The organism is Pseudomonas sp. FW305-70, assembly GCF_058783925.1.
On the sequence record NZ_JBYSYZ010000034.1, the window covers coordinates 1 to 19814 of the forward strand.

General features: G+C 59.6%; 22 protein-coding genes and 1 tRNA gene. 21 read left to right on the forward strand and 2 right to left on the reverse strand.

Going from position 1 to position 19814, the window contains the following annotated elements; genetic code table 11:
* Positions 1–317: 317 nt before the first annotated feature.
* A tRNA-Leu gene (locus tag AC3WN7_RS21495) sits at positions 318–402 on the reverse strand.
* A gap of 107 nt (positions 403–509) precedes the next feature.
* Between AC3WN7_RS21495 and queA the strand changes: the two genes are divergently transcribed.
* The 6 genes from queA (at position 510) to AC3WN7_RS21525 (ending at position 6595) form a co-directional block, all read left to right on the forward strand.
* Positions 510–1559, forward strand: coding sequence for a tRNA preQ1(34) S-adenosylmethionine ribosyltransferase-isomerase QueA (gene queA, locus AC3WN7_RS21500; RefSeq protein WP_007998687.1), 1050 nt, complete (start codon positions 510–512; stop codon positions 1557–1559).
* Positions 1560–1573: 14 nt separating this feature from the next.
* Positions 1574–2689, forward strand: a complete 1116-nt coding sequence (gene tgt / locus AC3WN7_RS21505) for a tRNA guanosine(34) transglycosylase Tgt (RefSeq protein WP_162130301.1) — start codon at positions 1574–1576, stop codon at positions 2687–2689.
* Positions 2690–2732: 43 nt separating this feature from the next.
* Positions 2733–3068, forward strand: a complete 336-nt coding sequence (gene yajC, locus AC3WN7_RS21510; protein WP_007956696.1) for a preprotein translocase subunit YajC — start codon at positions 2733–2735, stop codon at positions 3066–3068.
* Positions 3069–3132: 64 nt separating this feature from the next.
* Positions 3133–5001 (forward strand): protein translocase subunit SecD, encoded by a 1869-nt coding sequence (secD, locus tag AC3WN7_RS21515; protein WP_015093620.1) that lies wholly within the window; start codon positions 3133–3135, stop codon positions 4999–5001.
* Between the two features lie 9 nt (positions 5002–5010).
* A complete protein-coding gene (gene secF / locus AC3WN7_RS21520) occupies positions 5011–5925 on the forward strand; it encodes a protein translocase subunit SecF (RefSeq protein WP_095964821.1) in 915 nt (304 codons plus the stop codon).
* 121 nt (positions 5926–6046) lie between these two features.
* A complete protein-coding gene (locus AC3WN7_RS21525; protein WP_015093622.1) occupies positions 6047–6595 on the forward strand; it encodes a glycine zipper 2TM domain-containing protein in 549 nt (182 codons plus the stop codon).
* A gap of 241 nt (positions 6596–6836) precedes the next feature.
* Here AC3WN7_RS21525 and suhB read toward each other — a convergent pair whose 3' ends face one another.
* Positions 6837–7655, reverse strand: a complete 819-nt coding sequence (suhB, locus tag AC3WN7_RS21530) for a type III secretion system regulator SuhB (protein ID WP_007974015.1) — start codon at positions 7653–7655, stop codon at positions 6837–6839.
* Positions 7656–7801: 146 nt separating this feature from the next.
* Here suhB and trmJ point away from each other — a divergent pair, with 146 nt between their 5' ends.
* The 15 genes from trmJ (at position 7802) to ispG (ending at position 19797) form a co-directional block, all read left to right on the forward strand.
* The gene (gene trmJ / locus AC3WN7_RS21535; protein WP_102674859.1) at positions 7802–8572 is read left to right on the forward strand and encodes a tRNA (cytosine(32)/uridine(32)-2'-O)-methyltransferase TrmJ; all 771 of its coding nucleotides are present in this window, start codon (positions 7802–7804) and stop codon (positions 8570–8572) included.
* Positions 8573–8574: 2 nt separating this feature from the next.
* Positions 8575–9351 (forward strand): serine O-acetyltransferase, encoded by a 777-nt coding sequence (gene cysE, locus AC3WN7_RS21540; RefSeq protein ID WP_007982740.1) that lies wholly within the window; start codon positions 8575–8577, stop codon positions 9349–9351.
* Positions 9352–9588: 237 nt separating this feature from the next.
* Positions 9589–10080 carry a Fe-S cluster assembly transcriptional regulator IscR gene (gene iscR, locus AC3WN7_RS21545; RefSeq protein ID WP_007974010.1) on the forward strand — a complete coding sequence of 164 codons (492 nt, stop codon included), beginning with the start codon at positions 9589–9591 and terminating at the stop codon, positions 10078–10080.
* 50 nt (positions 10081–10130) lie between these two features.
* On the forward strand, positions 10131–11345 hold the full coding sequence (locus AC3WN7_RS21550; protein ID WP_007974008.1) for an IscS subfamily cysteine desulfurase: 1215 nt from the start codon (positions 10131–10133) through the stop codon (positions 11343–11345).
* A 101-nt stretch (positions 11346–11446) separates the two neighbouring features.
* Positions 11447–11833, forward strand: coding sequence for a Fe-S cluster assembly scaffold IscU (gene iscU / locus AC3WN7_RS21555; protein WP_007974006.1), 387 nt, complete (start codon positions 11447–11449; stop codon positions 11831–11833).
* Positions 11834–11861: 28 nt separating this feature from the next.
* Positions 11862–12185 (forward strand): iron-sulfur cluster assembly protein IscA, encoded by a 324-nt coding sequence (iscA, locus tag AC3WN7_RS21560; protein WP_007974004.1) that lies wholly within the window; start codon positions 11862–11864, stop codon positions 12183–12185.
* Between the two features lie 8 nt (positions 12186–12193).
* Positions 12194–12715, forward strand: coding sequence for a co-chaperone HscB (gene hscB, locus AC3WN7_RS21565; RefSeq protein ID WP_102674860.1), 522 nt, complete (start codon positions 12194–12196; stop codon positions 12713–12715).
* 51 nt (positions 12716–12766) lie between these two features.
* Complete coding sequence (hscA, locus tag AC3WN7_RS21570) at positions 12767–14629, forward strand: Fe-S protein assembly chaperone HscA (RefSeq protein WP_095964822.1); 1863 nt, start codon at positions 12767–12769, stop codon at positions 14627–14629.
* A gap of 2 nt (positions 14630–14631) precedes the next feature.
* The gene (fdx, locus tag AC3WN7_RS21575; protein WP_015093626.1) at positions 14632–14973 is read left to right on the forward strand and encodes an ISC system 2Fe-2S type ferredoxin; all 342 of its coding nucleotides are present in this window, start codon (positions 14632–14634) and stop codon (positions 14971–14973) included.
* 14 nt (positions 14974–14987) lie between these two features.
* Complete coding sequence (gene iscX, locus AC3WN7_RS21580) at positions 14988–15188, forward strand: Fe-S cluster assembly protein IscX (RefSeq protein WP_007973999.1); 201 nt, start codon at positions 14988–14990, stop codon at positions 15186–15188.
* 88 nt (positions 15189–15276) lie between these two features.
* Positions 15277–15702 carry a nucleoside-diphosphate kinase gene (ndk, locus tag AC3WN7_RS21585; protein WP_007903599.1) on the forward strand — a complete coding sequence of 142 codons (426 nt, stop codon included), beginning with the start codon at positions 15277–15279 and terminating at the stop codon, positions 15700–15702.
* 28 nt (positions 15703–15730) lie between these two features.
* Positions 15731–16879, forward strand: a complete 1149-nt coding sequence (rlmN, locus tag AC3WN7_RS21590) for a dual-specificity RNA methyltransferase RlmN (RefSeq protein WP_015093627.1) — start codon at positions 15731–15733, stop codon at positions 16877–16879.
* 12 nt (positions 16880–16891) lie between these two features.
* On the forward strand, positions 16892–17650 hold the full coding sequence (gene pilW / locus AC3WN7_RS21595; RefSeq protein ID WP_015093628.1) for a type IV pilus biogenesis/stability protein PilW: 759 nt from the start codon (positions 16892–16894) through the stop codon (positions 17648–17650).
* Positions 17650–18684, forward strand: a complete 1035-nt coding sequence (locus tag AC3WN7_RS21600) for a RodZ domain-containing protein (RefSeq protein ID WP_095964823.1) — start codon at positions 17650–17652, stop codon at positions 18682–18684. Before pilW ends, AC3WN7_RS21600 begins: the two co-directional genes overlap by 1 nt.
* Positions 18685–18687: 3 nt before the next feature.
* On the forward strand, positions 18688–19797 hold the full coding sequence (gene ispG / locus AC3WN7_RS21605) for a flavodoxin-dependent (E)-4-hydroxy-3-methylbut-2-enyl-diphosphate synthase (protein ID WP_003185136.1): 1110 nt from the start codon (positions 18688–18690) through the stop codon (positions 19795–19797).
* The last annotated feature ends 17 nt before the right edge of the window (positions 19798–19814 follow it).

The following is a 19814-nucleotide window of genomic DNA, read 5'->3' on the forward strand; positions in this document are numbered from 1 at the left end:
CATCCCCCCGCCGCACCAGCAACTCAAACACATCCCGCTGGTAATCCCCCATGACCAAATCATCCCGCAAAATCGGGCTCTGACCTTCCGATTCATAAGCCAGTTTGAGGGAGAAGAGGGCGACGGTTTCCAGGTGCAATTCCATGGGGGAATCCTTGTGAAATGTTCTTCCGGCGAGAAGGGCAGAAGAGAAGCAAGATCAAAAGATCGCAGCCTTCGGCAGCTCCTACAGGTCAGTGCGTTGTTCGCGGGGTGTCAGGGGTGGCTTTTCTTTGGGCGAAAAAAAAGGCCTTGCTAAGCAAGACCTTTCTTAATTTTGGTGCCCCGAGGGAGACTCGAACTCCCACTCCTTTCGAAAACGGATTTTGAATCCGCCGCGTCTACCAATTCCGCCATCAGGGCTCAATGGCGGCGAAGTATAGAGATGAGATAACCGCTGGTCAATCAGGTACATGGAGAATTTTTGATAATTCCGCTAGACTTCCCGGCCCTGCTAGACGAACCCCATCATGCGCGTTGCTGACTTTACTTTCGAGCTCCCTGATTCGCTGATTGCCCGCCATCCTTTGGCCGAGCGTCGCAATAGTCGTCTGTTGACCCTGGATGGGGTCAGCGGCGCCCTGGCACACCGTCAATTCACTGATTTGCTGGAGCATTTGCGCCCTGGCGATTTGATGGTGTTCAACAATACCCGGGTGATTCCGGCGCGGCTGTTTGGCCAGAAGGCTTCCGGCGGCAAGCTGGAAATCCTGGTGGAGCGGGTGCTCGACAGTCATCGCGTGCTGGCCCACGTGCGCTCCAGCAAGTCGCCCAAGCCTGGGTCGAAGATCCTGATCGACGGCGGTGGCGAGGCCGAGATGCTGGCGCGTCATGATGCGTTATTCGAGCTGGGGTTCACTGAGGAGGTGTTGCCGCTGCTCGACCGTGTCGGGCACATGCCGTTGCCTCCTTATATTGACCGCCCGGATGAAGGCGCCGACCGCGAGCGTTACCAGACCGTCTACGCCGAGCGTTTGGGCGCGGTGGCGGCGCCGACGGCGGGGCTGCATTTCGATCAGGTGCTGATGGAGGCGATTGCCGCCAAGGGCGTCGAGACGGCGTTCGTGACCTTGCACGTTGGCGCGGGTACGTTCCAGCCGGTGCGGGTCGAGAAGATCGAAGACCACCACATGCACAGCGAATGGCTGGAAGTCGGCCAGGACGTGGTGGATGCCGTTGCCGCCTGCCGCGCGCGCGGTGGTCGTGTGGTGGCCGTGGGGACCACCAGCGTGCGCTCGCTGGAAAGTGCGGCGCGCGATGGCGTGCTCAAGCCGTTCAGCGGCGATACAGACATTTTCATTTACCCTGGCCGGCCGTTTCATGTGGTCGATGCCCTGGTCACCAACTTCCATTTGCCCGAATCCACGCTGTTGATGCTGGTTTCGGCGTTTGCCGGTTATCCGGAAACCATGGCTGCCTACAAAGCCGCGGTCGACAACGGTTACCGCTTTTTCAGCTACGGTGATGCGATGTTCATCACCCGTAATCCCGCTCCAAGCGGCCCAGAGGAAACAGTATGAGTCGCACCTGTCGTATGTCTTTCGAGCTGCTGGCCACTGATGGCAAGGCTCGTCGCGGTCGTTTGACCTTCCCGCGCGGTACCGTCGAGACCCCGGCCTTCATGCCGGTGGGCACCTACGGCACGGTCAAGGGCATGCTGCCACGGGATATCGAGGCGACTGGCGCTGAAATCATTCTGGGCAACACCTTCCACCTGTGGCTGCGCCCGGGCACGGAAGTGATCAAGAAGCACGGCGATCTGCACGATTTCATGCAGTGGAAAGGCCCGATTCTGACCGACTCCGGCGGTTTCCAGGTGTTCAGCCTGGGCGCCATGCGCAAGATCAAGGAGGAGGGCGTGACCTTCGCCTCGCCGGTCGACGGCGCCAAGGTGTTCATGGGCCCGGAAGAGTCGATGCAGGTTCAGCGTGACCTGGGCTCCGACATTGTGATGATTTTCGACGAATGCACGCCGTACCCGGCGGATGAAGACGTCGCGCGTATTTCCATGGAATTGTCCCTGCGTTGGGCCAAGCGTTCGAAAGAAGCCCATGGCGACAACACCGCGGCGCTGTTCGGTATCGTTCAGGGCGGCATGCACCAGGACCTGCGCATGCGCTCCCTGGAAGGCCTGGACAAGATCGGCTTCGACGGCCTGGCCATCGGCGGCCTGTCGGTGGGCGAGCCCAAGCATGAGATGATCAAGGTGCTGGATTACCTGCCGGGCATGATGCCGGCTGACAAACCTCGTTACCTTATGGGCGTTGGCAAACCGGAAGACTTGGTTGAGGGTGTGCGCCGCGGTGTGGACATGTTCGATTGCGTGATGCCAACCCGTAATGCCCGCAATGGGCATCTGTTCATCGATACCGGCGTGCTGAAGATCCGAAACGCGTTCCATCGCCATGATGATTCGCCGCTCGATCCGACCTGCGATTGCTATACCTGCCAGAACTTCTCCCGCGCTTATCTGCATCACCTGGACAAGTGCGGCGAAATGCTGGGAAGCATGCTCAATACCATCCATAACTTGCGTCATTATCAAGTGCTTATGGCTGGTTTGCGCGAGGCTATTCAACAGGGTACATTGGCCGCCTTTGTCGATGCCTTCTACGCCAAACGCGGGTTACCTGTTCCGCCTTTGGACTGAGTTTCCTGACCCCAAGATTCAACATTTGCAACTGGAGTGCTAAATGAGCTTTTTTATCTCTAATGCCATGGCAGACGCTGCAGCCCCTGCGGCAGCCCCTATGGGCGGCGGTTTCGAGTGGATTTTCCTGGTCGGCTTCCTGGTCATCTTCTACCTGATGATCTGGCGTCCACAGGCCAAGCGCGCCAAAGAGCAGAAAAACCTGCTGAGCAGCCTGCAGAAAGGTGACGAAGTTGTGACCACCGGCGGCATCGCCGGCAAGATCACTAAAGTGGCCGACGATTTCGTCGTTCTGGAAGTTTCCGACACCGTCGAAATGAAATTCCAGAAAGGCGCCATCGCCGCGACGCTGCCAAAAGGCACGCTCAAAGCGATCTAAGTTTCAACTTCATTTTCAATCGACGGGGCGCGCAAGGCGCCCCGCGTCATAAACGGGCGGCGTGATGCTGAACAAATATCCTCTGTGGAAATACATTCTGATCCTGGCGGTGCTGGCGGTCGGTCTGATTTATTCCGCTCCCAATCTTTATCCTGATGACCCGGCCATTCAGGTCAGCGGTGCAAGCACTGCACTGCAGGTCAATCAGGCTGATCTGGATCGCGTGAGCGCTGCGCTCAAGGAATCCGGGATCAACGTCAAGGCTGCCACGCTGGCAGAGGGCGGCAAGGGTGGTCTGATTCGCCTGACCAAGGCTGAAGACCAGTTGCCGGCCAAGGACGTTGTACGCAAGGCGTTGGGTGATGACTACGTCGTTGCATTGAACCTGGCGCAAACCACCCCGCAATGGCTGCGCAACCTCGCTGCGCACCCGATGAAGCTGGGTCTGGACTTGTCCGGTGGTGTGCACTTCCTGCTGGAAGTGGACATGGACAAAGCCCTCGATGCACGCCTGAAAGTCTACGAAGGCGACGTCAAGAGCCTGCTGCGTAAAGAAAAGCTGCGCTATCGCAGCCTGCCGCAACTCAATGGTGCCATCCAGCTGGGCTTCGCTGATGAAGACAGCCGTGAACAGGCCCGTGTGCTGATCCGCAAGAACTTCAACGATTTCGACATTGTTCCGGCCGACCTCAATGGTCAACCGGTGCTGCGTCTGGCGATGACCCCGGCCAAGCTGGCGGAAATCCGCGAATACTCCATCAAGCAGAACTTGACCACGGTACGTAACCGCGTCAACGAGCTGGGTGTTGCCGAACCGATCGTCCAGCGCCAGGGCGCCAACCGCATCGTGGTTGAGCTGCCGGGCGTGCAGGACACCGCCGAAGCCAAGCGTATCCTCGGCAAGACGGCCAACCTCGAGTTCCGTCTGGCGGCAGAGCCTGGTGCTTCGAAAGCCACTTCCGAATCCTTCGAGTTCCGTGAAGGCGGCCGTCCTCCAGCGCTGATCGAACGCGGCCTGATCATCACCGGTGACCAGGTGACTGACGCCAAGGCCGGCTTCGACGAGCACGGCAGGCCAGAAGTGAATATCCGTCTGGATGGCCACGGCGGCGAGCTGATGAACCGTGCGACCCGTTCGAACGTCGGTCGCAGCATGGCGGTGATCTTCATCGAGCAGCGTCCGGTTACCACGTATACCAAGCAAGTGGTCAACGGCGTCGAGAAAGACGTGCCGGTTCAGAGCTTCAAGGAAGAGAAGAAGATCATCAGCCTGGCGACCATCCAGTCGCCGCTGGGTGCCCAGTTCCGTATTACCGGCCTGAACGGCCAGGGCGAGTCGTCCGAGCTGGCGCTGCTGTTGCGTGCCGGTGGTCTGGCTGCACCGATGTACTTTGCTGAAGAGCGCACCATTGGTCCAAGCCTGGGTGCCGACAACATCACCAAGGGTATCGATGCGTCGCTGTGGGGCATGCTGTTCGTCTCGCTGTTCATCATGGCCATCTACCGCTTCTTCGGCCTCATCGCCACCGTTGCTCTGGCGGTGAACATGGTGATGCTGCTGGCGCTGATGTCGCTGCTGGGTGCAACGCTGACCCTGCCGGGCATCGCCGGTATCGTATTGACCATGGGTATGGCGGTCGACGCCAATGTGCTGATCTTCTCGCGGATCCGTGAAGAGATCGCTGCCGGCATGACCGTGCAGCGTGCAATCAACGAAGGCTTCGGCCGGGCATTCACCGCGATTCTCGACGCCAACCTGACCACCTTGCTGGTCGGCGGCATCCTCTTTGCCATGGGCACCGGTCCGGTCAAGGGCTTCGCAGTGACCATGTCCCTCGGGATCTTTACCTCGATGTTCACGGCCATCATGGTGACCCGCGCGATGGTCAACCTGATCTTCGGCGGTCGTGACTTCAAGAAGTTGTGGATTTAAGGGGCTGCCATGTTACGTACAATCAACTTCATGGGCGTTCGCAACTTCGCGTTCGGCGTCACATTGTTCCTTACTGCGCTGGCCTTGTTCAGCGTCGCCACCAAGGGCATGAACTGGGGGCTGGACTTCACCGGCGGTACGCTCATCGAGCTGACCTACGAGCGTCCGGCCGATGTCACCAAGGTGCGTGAGCAGCTGGCGACCGCGGGTTATCAAGAAGCCATCGTGCAGAACTTCGGTGCAACCACCGATCTGCTGGTGCGCATGCCGGGCGAAGACCCGCAACTGGGTCACCAGGTGGCCGAGGCCTTGCAGAAGGTCGGCGGCGAGAACCCGGCGTCGGTCAAGCGCGTCGAGTTCGTCGGCCCGCAGGTGGGTGAAGAGCTGCGCGACCAGGGCGGCCTCGGCATGCTGATGGCGCTGGGCGGCATCCTGATCTACCTGGCGTTCCGCTTTCAGTGGAAGTTTGCGGTCGGTGCGATTGTGTCCCTGATCCACGACGTGATCGTGACCATCGGTATCCTGTCGTTCTTCCAGATCACCTTCGACCTGACGGTGCTGGCGGCGGTACTGGCGATCATCGGTTACTCGCTCAACGACACCATCGTGGTATTCGACCGGGTTCGTGAGAACTTCCGTGTACTGCGCAAGGCCAGCCTGATCGAGAACATCAACATCTCGACCACGCAAACCCTGCTGCGGACCATGGCGACGTCGATCTCCACCTTGCTGGCGATCGCGGCCCTGCTGTTCTTCGGCGGCGACAACCTGTTCGGTTTCTCCATCGCCCTGTTCATCGGTGTTCTGGCGGGTACCTACTCGTCGATCTACATCGCGAACGTGGTGCTGATCTGGCTGAACCTGAGCACGGAAGACCTGATTCCTCCTGCCAATACCGAGAAGGAAGTCGACGACCGTCCTTGAAGGATAATTCTTCTGGCGGTGTAGTCCAAAAAAGGCGCGAGTTGAACTCGCGCCTTTTTTTGTGCTCCAAGGCTGGGAGAAGCGCGGACATGTTCCGCATGTGATGGTCCAGGAGGTTCATGTGAACAAGTCGATGCTGGTTGGTGCTGTACTGGGTGCTGTCGGTGTGACTGCCGGGGGCGCTGTGGCCACCTACAGCCTGGTTAAAAGCGGTCCTGAGTTCGCACAAGTACTCGCCGTTGAGCCGGTCAAGACACAAATCAAGACTCCACGTGAAGTGTGCAAGGATGTAACTGTCACCCGGCAGGCGCCGGTGAAAGATCAACATCAGATCGCCGGTACGGTGGTCGGTGCATTGGCAGGTGGTTTGCTGGGTAACCAGGTTGGTGGCGGCACCGGCAAGAAGATCGCCACGGTCGCGGGTGCTGTCGGTGGTGGTTATGCCGGCAACAAGGTGCAGGAAGGCATGCAGGAGCGTGATACCTACACCACGACCCAGACCCGCTGCAACACGGTCAACGACATCAGTGACAAGGTTGTAGGTTACGACGTGCGGTATTCGCTGGACGGCAAGGAAGGCAAGGTGCGCATGGATCGTGATCCAGGCAACCAGATTCCGGTGGATAAGGAAGGCAAGTTGATCCTGTCGGAGAATCAGCAGGGGCAGTGATCTGGATAAAAAAGAAGCACCCTGCGGGGTGCTTTTTTGTGCCCGGGATTTATGCGCCACCACTAATCCCCTGTGGGAGCGGGCTTGCTCGCGAATGCGGTCTAACATCAAACATTGGTGCTGGCTGACCCACCGCTTTCGCGAGCAAGCCCGCTCCCACATTGGGTTTGTGGTGTGTTGGGGATCGAATTCCAGGCATAAAAAAGCACCCCGAAGGGTGCTTTTTTCTGTCGCGGGAAGCTTAGCGCTTCAGCGAGGCCGGCAGGTGCGGCTGGATCGCCGTCAAAACCGCCTTGAAGCATTTGGTGTTGCCGGCAACGACGTGGCCTTTCTCGAGGAAGTCGTGACCGCCGGTGAAGTCGCTCACCAGGCCGCCTGCTTCCTGGATCAGCAGGGCGCCAGCGGCCATGTCCCACTCGGACAGGCCCGACTCCCAGAAGGCGTCGAAACGGCCGGCAGCCACGTAGGCCAGGTCCAGGCTCGCGGAACCGGCGCGGCGGATGCCGGCAGTCTGGCCAACCAGGGCGCGGAACATGCCCAGGTAGTTGTCGAGGTTGTCCATCTGCTCGTCACGGAACGGGAAGCCGGTACCCAGCAGGGCGCCGTCCAGGCTGGTGCGACCGCTGACGCGCAGGCGACGACCGTTCAGTTGAGCGCCGCGACCACGGCTGGCGGTGAATTCTTCCTGGCGAACCGGGTCCAGAACAACAGCGTGCTCCAGGCGACCGCGGTATTTGCAGGCAATGCTGACAGCGAAGTGAGGGATGCCGCGCAGGAAGTTGGTGGTGCCGTCCAGTGGATCGATGATCCACAGGTACTCTTCGCCTTCGATGCCGGTGCCGGCGTGCATGCCGGTCTCTTCACCCAGGATCGAGTGATTCGGGTACGCCTTGCGCAGGGCGTCGATGATTTTCTGTTCGGCGGCGCGATCCACCTCGGATACGTAATCCTTGGCGTCTTTTTCGTCGACCTTGATGGTATCCAGGCGCTCGATGGAGCGGAAGATCAATTCACTGGCGCTGCGGGCGGCGCGCAGCGCGATATTCAGCATGGGCTGCATGGATGTGTCACCTAAGGTTGTTAAAGAAAGCCGGGCATTCTATCAGAAAGTTTCTACAGGAGAAGGACGACGTTCGCTTTCATGGCTTAACGGTAGCTTCAGCTGTAAGATTCCGCTCCCGATTATCGTGTTCGAGAGCGCCTCCCTTGCTGCATAACATTCGTGTCGTCCTGGTCAATACCAGCCATCCGGGCAATATCGGCGGGGCTGCGCGTGCCATGAAGAACATGGGCTTGTCGCGGCTGGTGCTGGTCGAGCCTCGTCTGTTCCCGCATCACGAAGCCGACGCCCGTGCTTCCGGTGCCGGTGACATCCTTGAAAACGCGCAAGTCGTCGCCACCTTGGAAGATGCCCTGGTCGGCTGCAATCTGGTGCTGGGTACCAGTGCCCGCGACCGGCGCATTCCCTGGCCGCTGCTCGATCCCCGCGAATGCGGAACGAAGGTGGTCGAGGAAGTCGGTCAGGGCGCGGAAATCGCTCTGGTGTTCGGTCGTGAAGATTCCGGCCTGACCAACGAAGAGCTGCAGCGATGTCATTATCACGTGCACATCCCATCCGACCCTGAGTTCAGTTCGCTGAACCTTGGGGCGGCGGTGCAGGTGTTGAGCTATGAAGTGCGCATGTCCTGGCTGGCCGCCCAAGGTCAGCCAAGCAAGGTCGAGAAGGAAGAGGTGGCTTCGGTCAAAAGCGCTGAGCTGGCGACCATGGACGAACTGGAGCGATTCTATGAGCACCTGGAGCAAACCCTGGTGGCCATCGAATTCCTCGATCCGGAAAAACCGCGGCACTTGATGGCGCGCCTGCGCCGGTTGTACGGACGCAGCTCGGTCAGCCGGGCGGAAATGAATATTTTGCGTGGCATCCTCACGGAAACCCAGAAAGCGGCCCGTGGTGAGCTTCTAAAGCGGAAGGATTAATGATGTTTGAGCGTTTGCGTGAAGATATCCAGAGCGTATTCCATCGAGACCCGGCGGCGCGTAACGCTTTTGAAGTCCTGACCTGCTACCCCGGCATGCACGCCATCTGGATTCACCGTTTGTCGGCGATGCTGTGGCGCGCGGACCTGAAGTGGCTGGCGCGCCTGGTGTCGAACTTCGGTCGCTGGCTGACCGGGATCGAGATCCATCCGGGGGCCAAGGTCGGTCGACGTTTCTTCATCGACCATGGCATGGGCATCGTCATCGGTGAAACCGCGGAGATCGGCGACGACGTCACTATTTATCAGGGCGTGACCCTGGGTGGCACCAGCTGGAACAAGGGCAAGCGTCACCCGACCTTGGGTGACGGCGTCGTGGTCGGGGCGGGCGCGAAAGTGCTCGGCCCGTTCACTGTCGGTGCCGGTGCCAAGGTGGGTTCCAATGCTGTCGTGACCAAGGAAGTGCCGCCGGGTGCGACCGTGGTCGGGATTCCGGGGCGAATCATCGTCAAATCCGACGAAGAGCAGGATGCCAAGCGCAAGGCCATGGCCGAGAAGATCGGTTTTGATGCCTACGGCGTGACTGAAGACATGCCTGACCCGGTGGCTCGCGCCATCAATCAGTTGCTCGATCACCTGCAGGCGGTCGATGGTCGTCTGGAGGGGATGTGCGGGGCGTTGAAGGATCTGGGCAGTAATTACTGTGCGAAAGACCTGCCTGAGCTGCGCGAAGAAGATTTCGCCTGTGTGAAGGACAAGGATCAGAGTCAGGCCAGCTAGACCGCGTCGCTCCCTTCGCGAGCAAGCCCGCTTCCACAGGATGTTCATCGTCCCTGTGGGAGCGGGCTTGCTCGCGAAGAACGATGGCGCGCATTTACTGGTGATACACGCTCAGCCTTTGCTATGATGCGCCCGCTCTTTTGCGGGTAATCCTGACTAAAGTACTAGGTCTTATAGTTGACTTAAATACTCGGGAATTGCATACTCGCCTCATTCCGAACTCCGTGGTAATTGTCCATGCGACTGACTACAAAAGGCCGATACGCCGTGACCGCCATGCTTGACCTGGCGTTGCACGCGCAGCACGGGCCCGTGTCCCTGGCCGATATCTCCGAGCGCCAAGGCATCTCCCTGTCCTACCTCGAACAGCTTTTTGCCAAATTGCGCCGCAGCAATCTGGTGTCCAGCGTGCGTGGTCCGGGCGGTGGCTACCAATTGTCCCGCGACATGCAGGGCATCCAGGTCGCCCAGGTGATCGATGCGGTGAACGAATCGGTCGATGCCACCAAATGCCAGGGCCAAGGTGATTGCCATCAAGGTGACACTTGTCTGACCCACCACTTGTGGTGCGACCTGAGCCTGCAGATTCACGAATTTCTGAGCGGTATCAGCTTGGCTGACCTTGTAACTCGCCGTGAGGTGCAAGAAGTAGCCCAGCGTCAGGACCAGCGCCGTTGCAACAGCAAGGTGCCACGCCTGGACAAGATTGAAGCGTCCGCCGTCGAATGACAGCCAAAGAGCTAGCGGCACGCCAGCCAGCCTGATTTAGGAGATAGTCCATGAAATTGCCGATTTACCTTGATTACTCTGCGACCACCCCGGTTGATCCGCGTGTCGCGCAAAAGATGAGTGAATGCCTGCTGGTCGACGGAAACTTCGGTAACCCGGCGTCCCGTTCCCACGTGTTCGGCTGGAAAGCTGAAGAGTCCGTTGAAAACGCCCGTCGTCAGGTGGCCGACCTGGTCAACGCCGACCCGCGCGAAATCGTCTGGACCTCCGGTGCCACCGAATCCGACAACCTGGCAATCAAGGGTGCGGCACATTTCTACGCCACCAAAGGCAAGCACCTGATCACCACCAAGATCGAGCACAAGGCTGTCCTGGACACCATGCGCCAACTGGAGCGTGAAGGTTTCGAAGTGACCTACATCGAGCCTCGCACCGATGGTCTGGTAACGCCTGAGATGATCGAAGCCGAACTGCGCGACGACACCATCCTGGTGTCGGTCATGCACGTGAACAACGAAATCGGCACCATCAACGATATCGCAGCGATCGGCGAACTGCTCCGTTCCAAGGGCATCCTGTTCCACGTCGACGCCGCTCAGTCCACTGGCAAGGTCGAGATCGACCTGCAGAAGCTGAAAGTCGACATGATGTCGTTCTCCGCCCACAAGACCTACGGTCCTAAAGGCATCGGCGCCCTGTACGTCAGCCGCAAGCCGCGCGTACGTATCGAAGCGACCATGCACGGTGGCGGCCACGAGCGCGGCATGCGTTCCGGCACCCTGGCGACCCACCAGATCGTCGGCATGGGTGAAGCTTTCCGCGTAGCCAAGGAAGACATGGCTGCCGAAAACGCACGCATCAAGGCGTTGAGCGACCGTTTCTACAAGCAGGTCGAGCACCTGGAAGAGCTGTACGTCAACGGCAGCCTGACCGCCCGCGTTCCGCACAACCTGAACCTGAGCTTCAACTACGTTGAAGGCGAGTCGCTGATCATGGCGCTCAAGGATCTGGCGGTTTCGTCCGGTTCGGCCTGCACCTCGGCATCCCTTGAGCCTTCGTACGTACTGCGCGCCCTGGGCCGCAACGACGAACTGGCTCACAGCTCGATCCGCTTCACCTTCGGTCGTTTCACCACCGAAGAAGAAATCGACTACGCCGCGCAGAAAGTCTGCGAGGCCGTAACCAAGCTGCGCGCTCTGTCGCCGCTGTGGGACATGTACAAAGACGGCGTCGATATCTCGAAGATCGAGTGGGCGGCACACTAACTATAGAAGCCGCCGGATACAGGTCCTGTAGCGGCGCGGCGGTAAATGCAGCGCAACTACAGGGTCTCAAGAGCGGCCCTGATGAGTGAGGATTGAGAATCATGGCTTACAGCGAAAAGGTCATCGACCACTACGAAAACCCGCGCAACGTCGGCAAGATGGACGCGGAAGACCCTGATGTCGGCACCGGCATGGTCGGCGCTCCGGCGTGTGGCGACGTGATGCGCCTGCAGATCAAGGTCAACGACGCCGGCATCATCGAAGATGCCAAGTTCAAGACCTACGGCTGCGGTTCGGCTATCGCTTCCAGCTCCCTCGCCACCGAGTGGATGAAGGGCAAGACCCTGGACGAAGCGGAAACCATCAAGAACACCCAGCTGGCTGAAGAACTGGCCCTGCCGCCAGTGAAAATCCACTGCTCGGTACTCGCTGAAGACGCCATCAAGGCGGCTGTTCGCGACTACAAGCAGAAGAAAGGCTTGATCTAAGCATTTGGCGACGAGTAAGGAGTCAACGATGGCTATCAGCATGACAGAAGCGGCGGCCAAGCACGTGCGACGCTCCCTCGACGGGCGCGGCAAGGGTGAAGGGATTCGTCTGGGTGTTCGCACCACGGGCTGTTCCGGCCTTGCCTACGTGCTGGAGTTTGTCGACGAGGTGGTTGCTGAGGACCAGGTGTTCGAAAGTCACGGCGAAAAAGTGATTATCGACCCGAAAAGCCTGGCTTACCTGGACGGCACCGAGCTCGATTTCGTCAAGGAAGGGTTGAACGAAGGCTTCAAGTTCAACAACCCCAACGTGCGCGGTGAATGTGGCTGCGGCGAAAGCTTCAACATCTGAGGCTTGTCGTGGGTACTCCTTGTCATTTCGCTTTATTCGAGCTGCAACCGGGTTTCGATCTGGATCTCGATCAGCTGGCTACGCGCTACCGTGAGTTGGCGCGCGGCGTTCATCCGGACCGCTTTGCAGACGCTTCCGAGCGCGAGCAGCGGCTGGCGCTGGAGCAATCCGCGAGCCTCAACGAGGCCTATCAGACGCTCAAGAGTCCACCCAAGCGCGCGCGTTACCTGCTCGCCTTGAATGGTGGCGAGCTGCCGCTGGAGGTCACGGTGCATGATCCGGAGTTTCTTCTGCAGCAGATGGAGCTGCGTGAAGAGCTCGAAGACCTGCAGGACAGCGCGGACCTCAATGGCGTTGCCGTCTTCAAGCGTCGCCTGAAGGCTGCCCAGGATGAACTGAACCAAAGCTTCGCAGCTTGCTGGAACGATGCCGCGCAACGTGAACGGGCCGAACGCCTGATGCGGCGCATGCAGTTCCTCGACAAGCTCACCTACGAAGTGCGCCAGTTAGAAGAGCGCCTCGACGACTAACCCAGTGCCGCTCCGGTCGCACGCCTGATATACAGATAAGTCCTGATAACGATGGCCCTACTGCAGATCGCCGAACCCGGCCAAAGTCCTCAACCGCACCAGCGTCGTCTGGCTGTGGGGATCGACTTGGGCACTACCAATTCGCTGGTCGCTGCATTGCGCAGTGGACTTTCCGAGCCTCTGGCTGACGTGCAAGGGCGGGTCATCCTGCCGTCTGCCGTACGCTATCACGCTGATCGGGTCGAGGTTGGCGAATCCGCCAAGCTGGCTGCCGCCACCGATCCCTTGAACACCGTGCTGTCGGTCAAGCGCTTGATGGGTCGTGGCCTGTCCGACGTCAAGCAGTTGGGCGAGCAACTGCCCTACCGCTTTGTCGGCGGCGAGTCGCACATGCCGTTCATCGACACGATCCAGGGCCCGAAAAGCCCGGTCGAAGTGTCCGCCGATATCCTCAAGGTCCTGCGCCAGCGTGCCGAGGAGACCCTGGGTGGTGAGCTGGTGGGTGCGGTGATCACCGTTCCGGCCTATTTCGATGACGCTCAACGTCAAGCCACCAAGGATGCGGCCAAGCTGGCCGGCCTGAATGTGCTGCGTTTGCTCAATGAGCCGACTGCTGCCGCTGTGGCTTATGGCCTGGACCAGCATGCCGAAGGCCTGGTCGCCATTTACGACCTGGGCGGCGGTACCTTCGATATTTCGATTCTGCGCCTGACCGGCGGTGTCTTCGAAGTCCTGGCCACCGGCGGCGACAGCGCCCTGGGCGGCGATGACTTCGACCACGCGATCGCGGGCTGGATCATCGAGAGCGCCGGTCTGTCCGCCGACCTCGATCCCGGTGCGCAGCGCAACCTGCTGCAAACCGCCTGTGCGGCCAAGGAAGCCCTGACCAATGCGCCTGCCGTTGAAGTGGCCTATGGCGACTGGAAGGCCGAGCTGACCCGTGAAGCCTTCAATGCGCTGATCGAGCCGATGGTCGCGCGCAGCCTCAAAGCCTGCCGTCGTGCGGTGCGTGATTCCGGTATCGAGTTGGAAGACGTGCACGCCGTGGTCATGGTCGGTGGTTCGACTCGCGTACCTCGCGTTCGCGAAGCTGTCGCCGAAGCCTTCGGTCGCCAGCCCCTGACTGAAATCGACCCGGATCAAGTGGTCGCCATCGGTGCTGCGATCCAGGCTGATACCCTGGCCGGTAACAAGCGCGATGGTGGCGAACTGCTGCTGCTCGACGTGATTCCGTTGTCCCTGGGCCTGGAAACCATGGGCGGCCTGATGGAGAAGGTGATTCCGCGCAACACCACCATCCCCGTCGCACGTGCCCAGGACTTCACCACGTATAAAGACGGCCAGTCGGCCATGGCGATCCACGTGTTGCAGGGCGAGCGCGAGTTGATCAGTGACTGCCGCTCCCTGGCGCGCTTCGAACTGCGCGGTATCCCGGCAATGGTGGCGGGTGCGGCGAAGATTCGCGTGACCTTCCAGGTCGATGCCGACGGTCTGCTCAGTGTTTCCGCTCGCGAACTGGGTTCGGGCGTCGAAGCCAGCATTCAGGTCAAGCCGTCCTACGGCCTGACCGATGGCGAAATCGCCAAAATGCTCAAGGACTCGTTCCAGCACGCCAATGACGACAAGGTTGCCCGTGTACTGCGCGAGCAACAGGTCGACGCCCAGCGCCTGATCGAAGCCGTGCAGGCCGCTCTGGAGGCCGATGGCGAGCGTTTGCTCGACGCCGAAGAGCGCCTGGTCATCGATGCGCAGGTGCAGGAACTGACCGAACTGATGAAAGGTACCGATGGTTACGCCATCGAGCAGCAGACCAAGCGTCTGTCGCAAGTGACCGACGCCTTTGCTGCCCGCCGCCTGGACTCGACGGTGAAAGCCGCGCTGGCGGGGCGCAACCTGAATGAGATTGAGGAATAACGATGCCGCAGGTCATTTTTCTGCCACACGAGAAGTTTTGCCCCGAAGGCATGGTTGTTGAGGCTGAGACGGGGGTTTCCATCCTCGAACTGGCCCATGAGCACCACATCGAGATGGAAAGCGCCTGTGGCGGCGTCTGCGCCTGCACCACCTGCCACTGCATCATCCGCGAGGGTTTCGACTCGCTGGAAGAGGCCGACGAGCTGGAAGAGGACTACCTTGATAAGGCCTGGGGCCTTGAGCGCGAGTCCCGCCTGGGCTGCCAGGCCAAGGTCGGTACCGAAGACCTGACGGTCGAAATTCCGAAGTACTCGCTCAACCACGCCGCCGAAGCGCCGCACTGATTCAAGGAATTGTCATGAAACTCAAGTGGACTGATGTGCTGGAGATCGCGATCCAGCTGGCCGAAAGCAAGCCCGACGTGGACCCTATGTCGGTCAACTTCGTCGATCTGCGCAAATGGGTAATGGAATTACCCGATTTCGACGACATGCCTGAGCATTGTGGCGAAAAGATCCTGGAGGCCATTCAGGCCCACTGGATCGAAGAACGCGACTGAGCCACGCCGCAGGTTAGGCAATACCCAAGAACCCGCGTATAATTCGCGGGTTTAATTTTTCGTAAATTACCGTTTCTGGAGTTACACCATGGCTGTTCAACGTACTTTCTCCATCATCAAGCCTGACGCCGTTGCTAAAAACGTGATCGGCGAGATCACCACTCGTTTCGAAAAAGCCGGCCTGCGCGTTGTAGCTTCGAAACTGAAGCAACTGTCCAAAGCCGAAGCCGAAGGCTTCTACGCTGAGCACAGCGCTCGTGGTTTCTTCAACGACCTGGTTGCTTTCATGATCTCCGGTCCGGTTGTCGTTCAGGTTCTGGAAGGCGAAAACGCTATCGCTCTGAACCGTGAGCTGATGGGCGCTACCAACCCTAAAGAAGCTGCTGCCGGCACCATCCGTGCTGACTTCGCTGACTCCATCGACGCCAACGCCGTACACGGTTCGGACTCCGAAGCCGCTGCCGCTCGCGAAATCTCGTACTTCTTCGCAGCTACTGAAGTAACCACTCGCTAAGCATTGGCTTAAGAGTGAAGGTGAATCCATGACTACATCGACTGTAAAAACTAACCTGCTGGGTCTGACTCAACAGGAAATGGAAAAATTCTTCGACTCAATCGGGGAGAAGCGTTTCCGTGCCGGTCAGGTAATGAAATGGATTCACCACTTTGGTGTCGATGATTTCGATGCCATGACGAACGTCAGCAAGGCCTTGCGCGAAAAGCTCAAGGCTGTTGCTGAGGTCCGTGGTCCGGAAGTGGTCAGCGAGGACATCTCCAGCGACGGCACCCGCAAGTGGGTGGTGCGCGTGGCGTCCGGCAGCTGCGTCGAGACCGTGTACATTCCCCAGGGCAAACGCGGCACCTTGTGCGTTTCGTCCCAGGCAGGCTGTGCCCTGGATTGCAGTTTCTGCTCCACCGGCAAGCAAGGCTTCAACAGCAACCTCACCGCCGCCGAAGTCATCGGCCAGGTGTGGATTGCCAACAAATCCTTTGGCAGCGTCCCGGCAACCGTCGACCGTGCCATCACCAACGTGGTGATGATGGGCATGGGTGAGCCGCTGCTGAACTTCGACAACGTCGTCGCGGCCATGCATCTGATGATGGACGACCTGGGCTACGGCATTTCCAAGCGCCGCGTGACCCTGTCGACCTCCGGCGTGGTACCGATGATCGATGAGCTGTCCAAGCACATCGACGTCTCCCTGGCGTTGTCCCTGCACGCACCGAATGACGCATTGCGTAACCAATTGGTGCCGATCAACAAGAAGTATCCGCTTAAGATGCTGCTCGAGTCGTGCCAGCGCTACATGTCGTCCCTGGGCGAAAAGCGTGTGCTGACCATCGAGTACACCTTGCTCAAGGACGTCAACGACAAGCTTGAGCACGCCGTGGAAATGATCGAGCTGCTCAAGAACATCCCGTGCAAGATCAACCTGATCCCGTTCAACCCGTTCCCGCATTCCGGGTACGAGCGTCCGAGCAACAACGCCATTCGTCGTTTCCAGGATCAGCTTCATCATGCCGGTTTCAACGTCACCGTCCGCACCACCCGTGGTGAAGACATCGACGCCGCCTGTGGTCAATTGGTAGGGCAGGTGCTGGATCGCACCCGTCGCAGCGAACGTTATATCGCCGTGCGTGAATTGAACGCCGACAGCGATGTTGCTTCGAGCACTGCGAACAACAATTAAGAGAGGATCTCTATGTCCCTGCGCTTTGCGCTGCTTTTGCTGTTGGCCAGCCTGTGTGCTGGCTGCGTGCTTTCGGGTGATTACAACCCGATGAAGACCAGCAAGGGCCGTGATGAAGCGCGTGAGGCGTATGTGCAGCTCGGTATCGGGTATTTGCAACAAGGCATGACCGAGCGCGCCAAGGTTCCGCTGAGAAAAGCCCTGGAACTCGATGGCTCCGACCCGGATGCCAACGCGGCGCTGGGGCTGGTGTTCCAGGCCGAGATGGAGCCGGAGCTGGCCGACGAGCATTTTCGCAAGGCGCTGTCTTCCCGTCCGGGCGACGCACGAATTCTCAACAATTACGGCAGTTTTCTTTTCGAGCAGAAACGTTACAAGGAAGCCTACGAGCGCTTTGAACAAGCCGCTGCCGATACGCTGTATCCTGAGCGTTCGCGGGTGTTCGAGAACCTGGGCATGACCGCTGCGATGCTCGGTCAGCGTGATCTGGCCCAGCAGCAACTGGAAAAAGCCCTGCGCCTGAACCGGCAACAACCTCGTGCATTGCTGGAAATGGCTGAGTTGTCTTACGAAGACAGGCATTATGTGCCCGCGCGAGATTATTACGACCGTTTCAGCCAGCTCTCCGAGCAAAATGCACGTAGTCTATTGCTCGGCGTTCGGCTGGCAAACGTGTTCGAAGATCGCGACAAGGCTGCAAGTAAAGGCCTGCAACTAAAAAGACTCTATCCCGGTACGCCGGAATATCAGCAATACCTGTCGGAGCAATGATGAAAGCGGCGCATCCCGAAGTTGTAGCAGCGAATCGCGTTAACCCCGGTGAGACTTTGCGCCAGGCCCGCGAAAGCAATGGCTGGTCGCTGGCCGAAGTGGCCCTCAAGCTCAACCTCACCACCACTTCCTTGAGCAATCTGGAAGCCGGCGCTTTCGACAAGCTGCCCGGGCATACCTTTGCCCGTGGTTACATTCGTGCTTATGCCAAGTTGCTCGGCATGGACCAGGCCGTTCTGGTCCAGCAATTCGATCAATCCACCGGTACCGATTCCCAGGGCAGCAATGTTCACAGCCTGGGTCGTATTGAAGAGCCGGTCCGGGTTTCCCACACCATTTTGCGAATCGTCAGCCTGCTGTTGCTGGTAGCGGTGATCGGTGGCGGTTTCGTCTGGTGGCAGGATCAGACCTCGATGCGCACCAAGGACCTGATCGGTCTGGCACCCGAGCACGTAGAAGTCGAAGGCGCCGACGGTACCACTCAGATTCATCCGCTGGACGAGCCGGAAGACCAGGCCGTCGTGGAAGGTCAGACCGAAGGCGGTACCGCTCTCGCGCTGCCACAGGCCGAGGCTCCGGCTGAAGCACCGGAGCAGGCTCAAGTGACTGCGCCAGTTGCCCCCGCAGCGCCGACCACGCCAGCTGCACCCGCGCACACTACCGCGCCCGTTGTCGCAGCGCCGGTGACCCCGGCAGCTCCGGCTCCGGTAGCGCCTGCCGCCGCGGTCCCTGCGGTGACTGCACCGGTAGCCGCTGCGGCTCCTGCTCAAGCGCCAGCCGCACCGGTGGCCGGTCAAGGCCAGGTTCAGGTGCAGTTCACCTCCGATTGCTGGACACAAGTGACCGACGGTAGCGGCAAGGTGCTGTTCAGCGGTCTCAAACGCAAAGGCGACAGCCTGGCAGTCAATGGCAAACCACCGTTTTCCGTACGCCTGGGCTTTGCCCGTGGCGCTCAGGTCAGCTACAACGGCCAGCCAGTCGATGTCGCTCCGTTCACCAGTGGCGAGACTGCTCGCCTGAAGTTGGGTCAATAAGTCATGCACGGCGAATCTCCAATCAAACGTCGCGAATCCCGTAAGATCTGGGTCGGTAACGTGCCTGTTGGCGGCGATGCGCCTATCGCTGTGCAGAGCATGACCAACAGCGACACCAATGATGTCGCGGCCACGGTTGCGCAAATCAATCGCCTGGAAGCGGCCGGCGTCGATATCGTGCGGGTTTCCGTACCGGACATGGACGCCGCCGAAGCCTTCGGCAAGATCAAGCAACTGGTCAAAGTCCCCTTGGTCGCCGACATCCACTTCGACTACCGCATCGCGTTGCGCGTCGCCGAGCTGGGGGTCGATTGCCTGCGGATCAACCCGGGCAACATCGGTCGCGAAGACCGCGTGCGCGCGGTGGTCGATGCCGCCCGTGACCGCGGGATCCCGATCCGTATCGGCGTGAACGCCGGCTCCCTGGAAAAAGACCTGCAGAAGAAATACGGCGAGCCCACGCCTGCTGCGCTGGTCGAATCTGCCTTGCGCCACGTCGAGCACCTTGAGCGTCTGAACTTCCAGGACTTCAAGGTCAGCGTGAAAGCCTCCGACGTGTTCATGGCCGTCGAAGCGTACCGCCTGCTGGCCAAGGAAATCGTCCAGCCACTGCACCTGGGCATCACCGAAGCCGGTGGTTTGCGTTCAGGCACGGTGAAATCTGCCGTGGGCCTCGGTATGCTGCTCGCCGAAGGGATTGGCGATACTATCCGCATCTCGTTGGCCGCCGACCCGGTCGAGGAAGTGAAAGTCGGCTACGACATTCTCAAATCCCTGCACCTGCGTTCCCGTGGCATCAACTTCATCGCCTGCCCGAGCTGCTCGCGGCAGAACTTCGATGTGGTCAAGACCATGAACGAGCTGGAAGGGCGCCTCGAGGATTTGCTGGTGCCGCTGGATGTCGCGGTCATCGGTTGCGTGGTCAACGGCCCCGGCGAAGCCAAGGAAGCCCATATCGGCTTGACCGGCGGCACGCCGAACCTGATTTACATCGACGGCAAGCCGTCGCAGAAACTGACGAATGACAATCTGGTGGATGAGCTCGAACGCTTGATCCGTCAGAAAGCGGCCGAAAAGGTCGAAGCTGACGCTGCCGTAATTGCGCGCGGCTGAACCTGACTGAAGAGCCG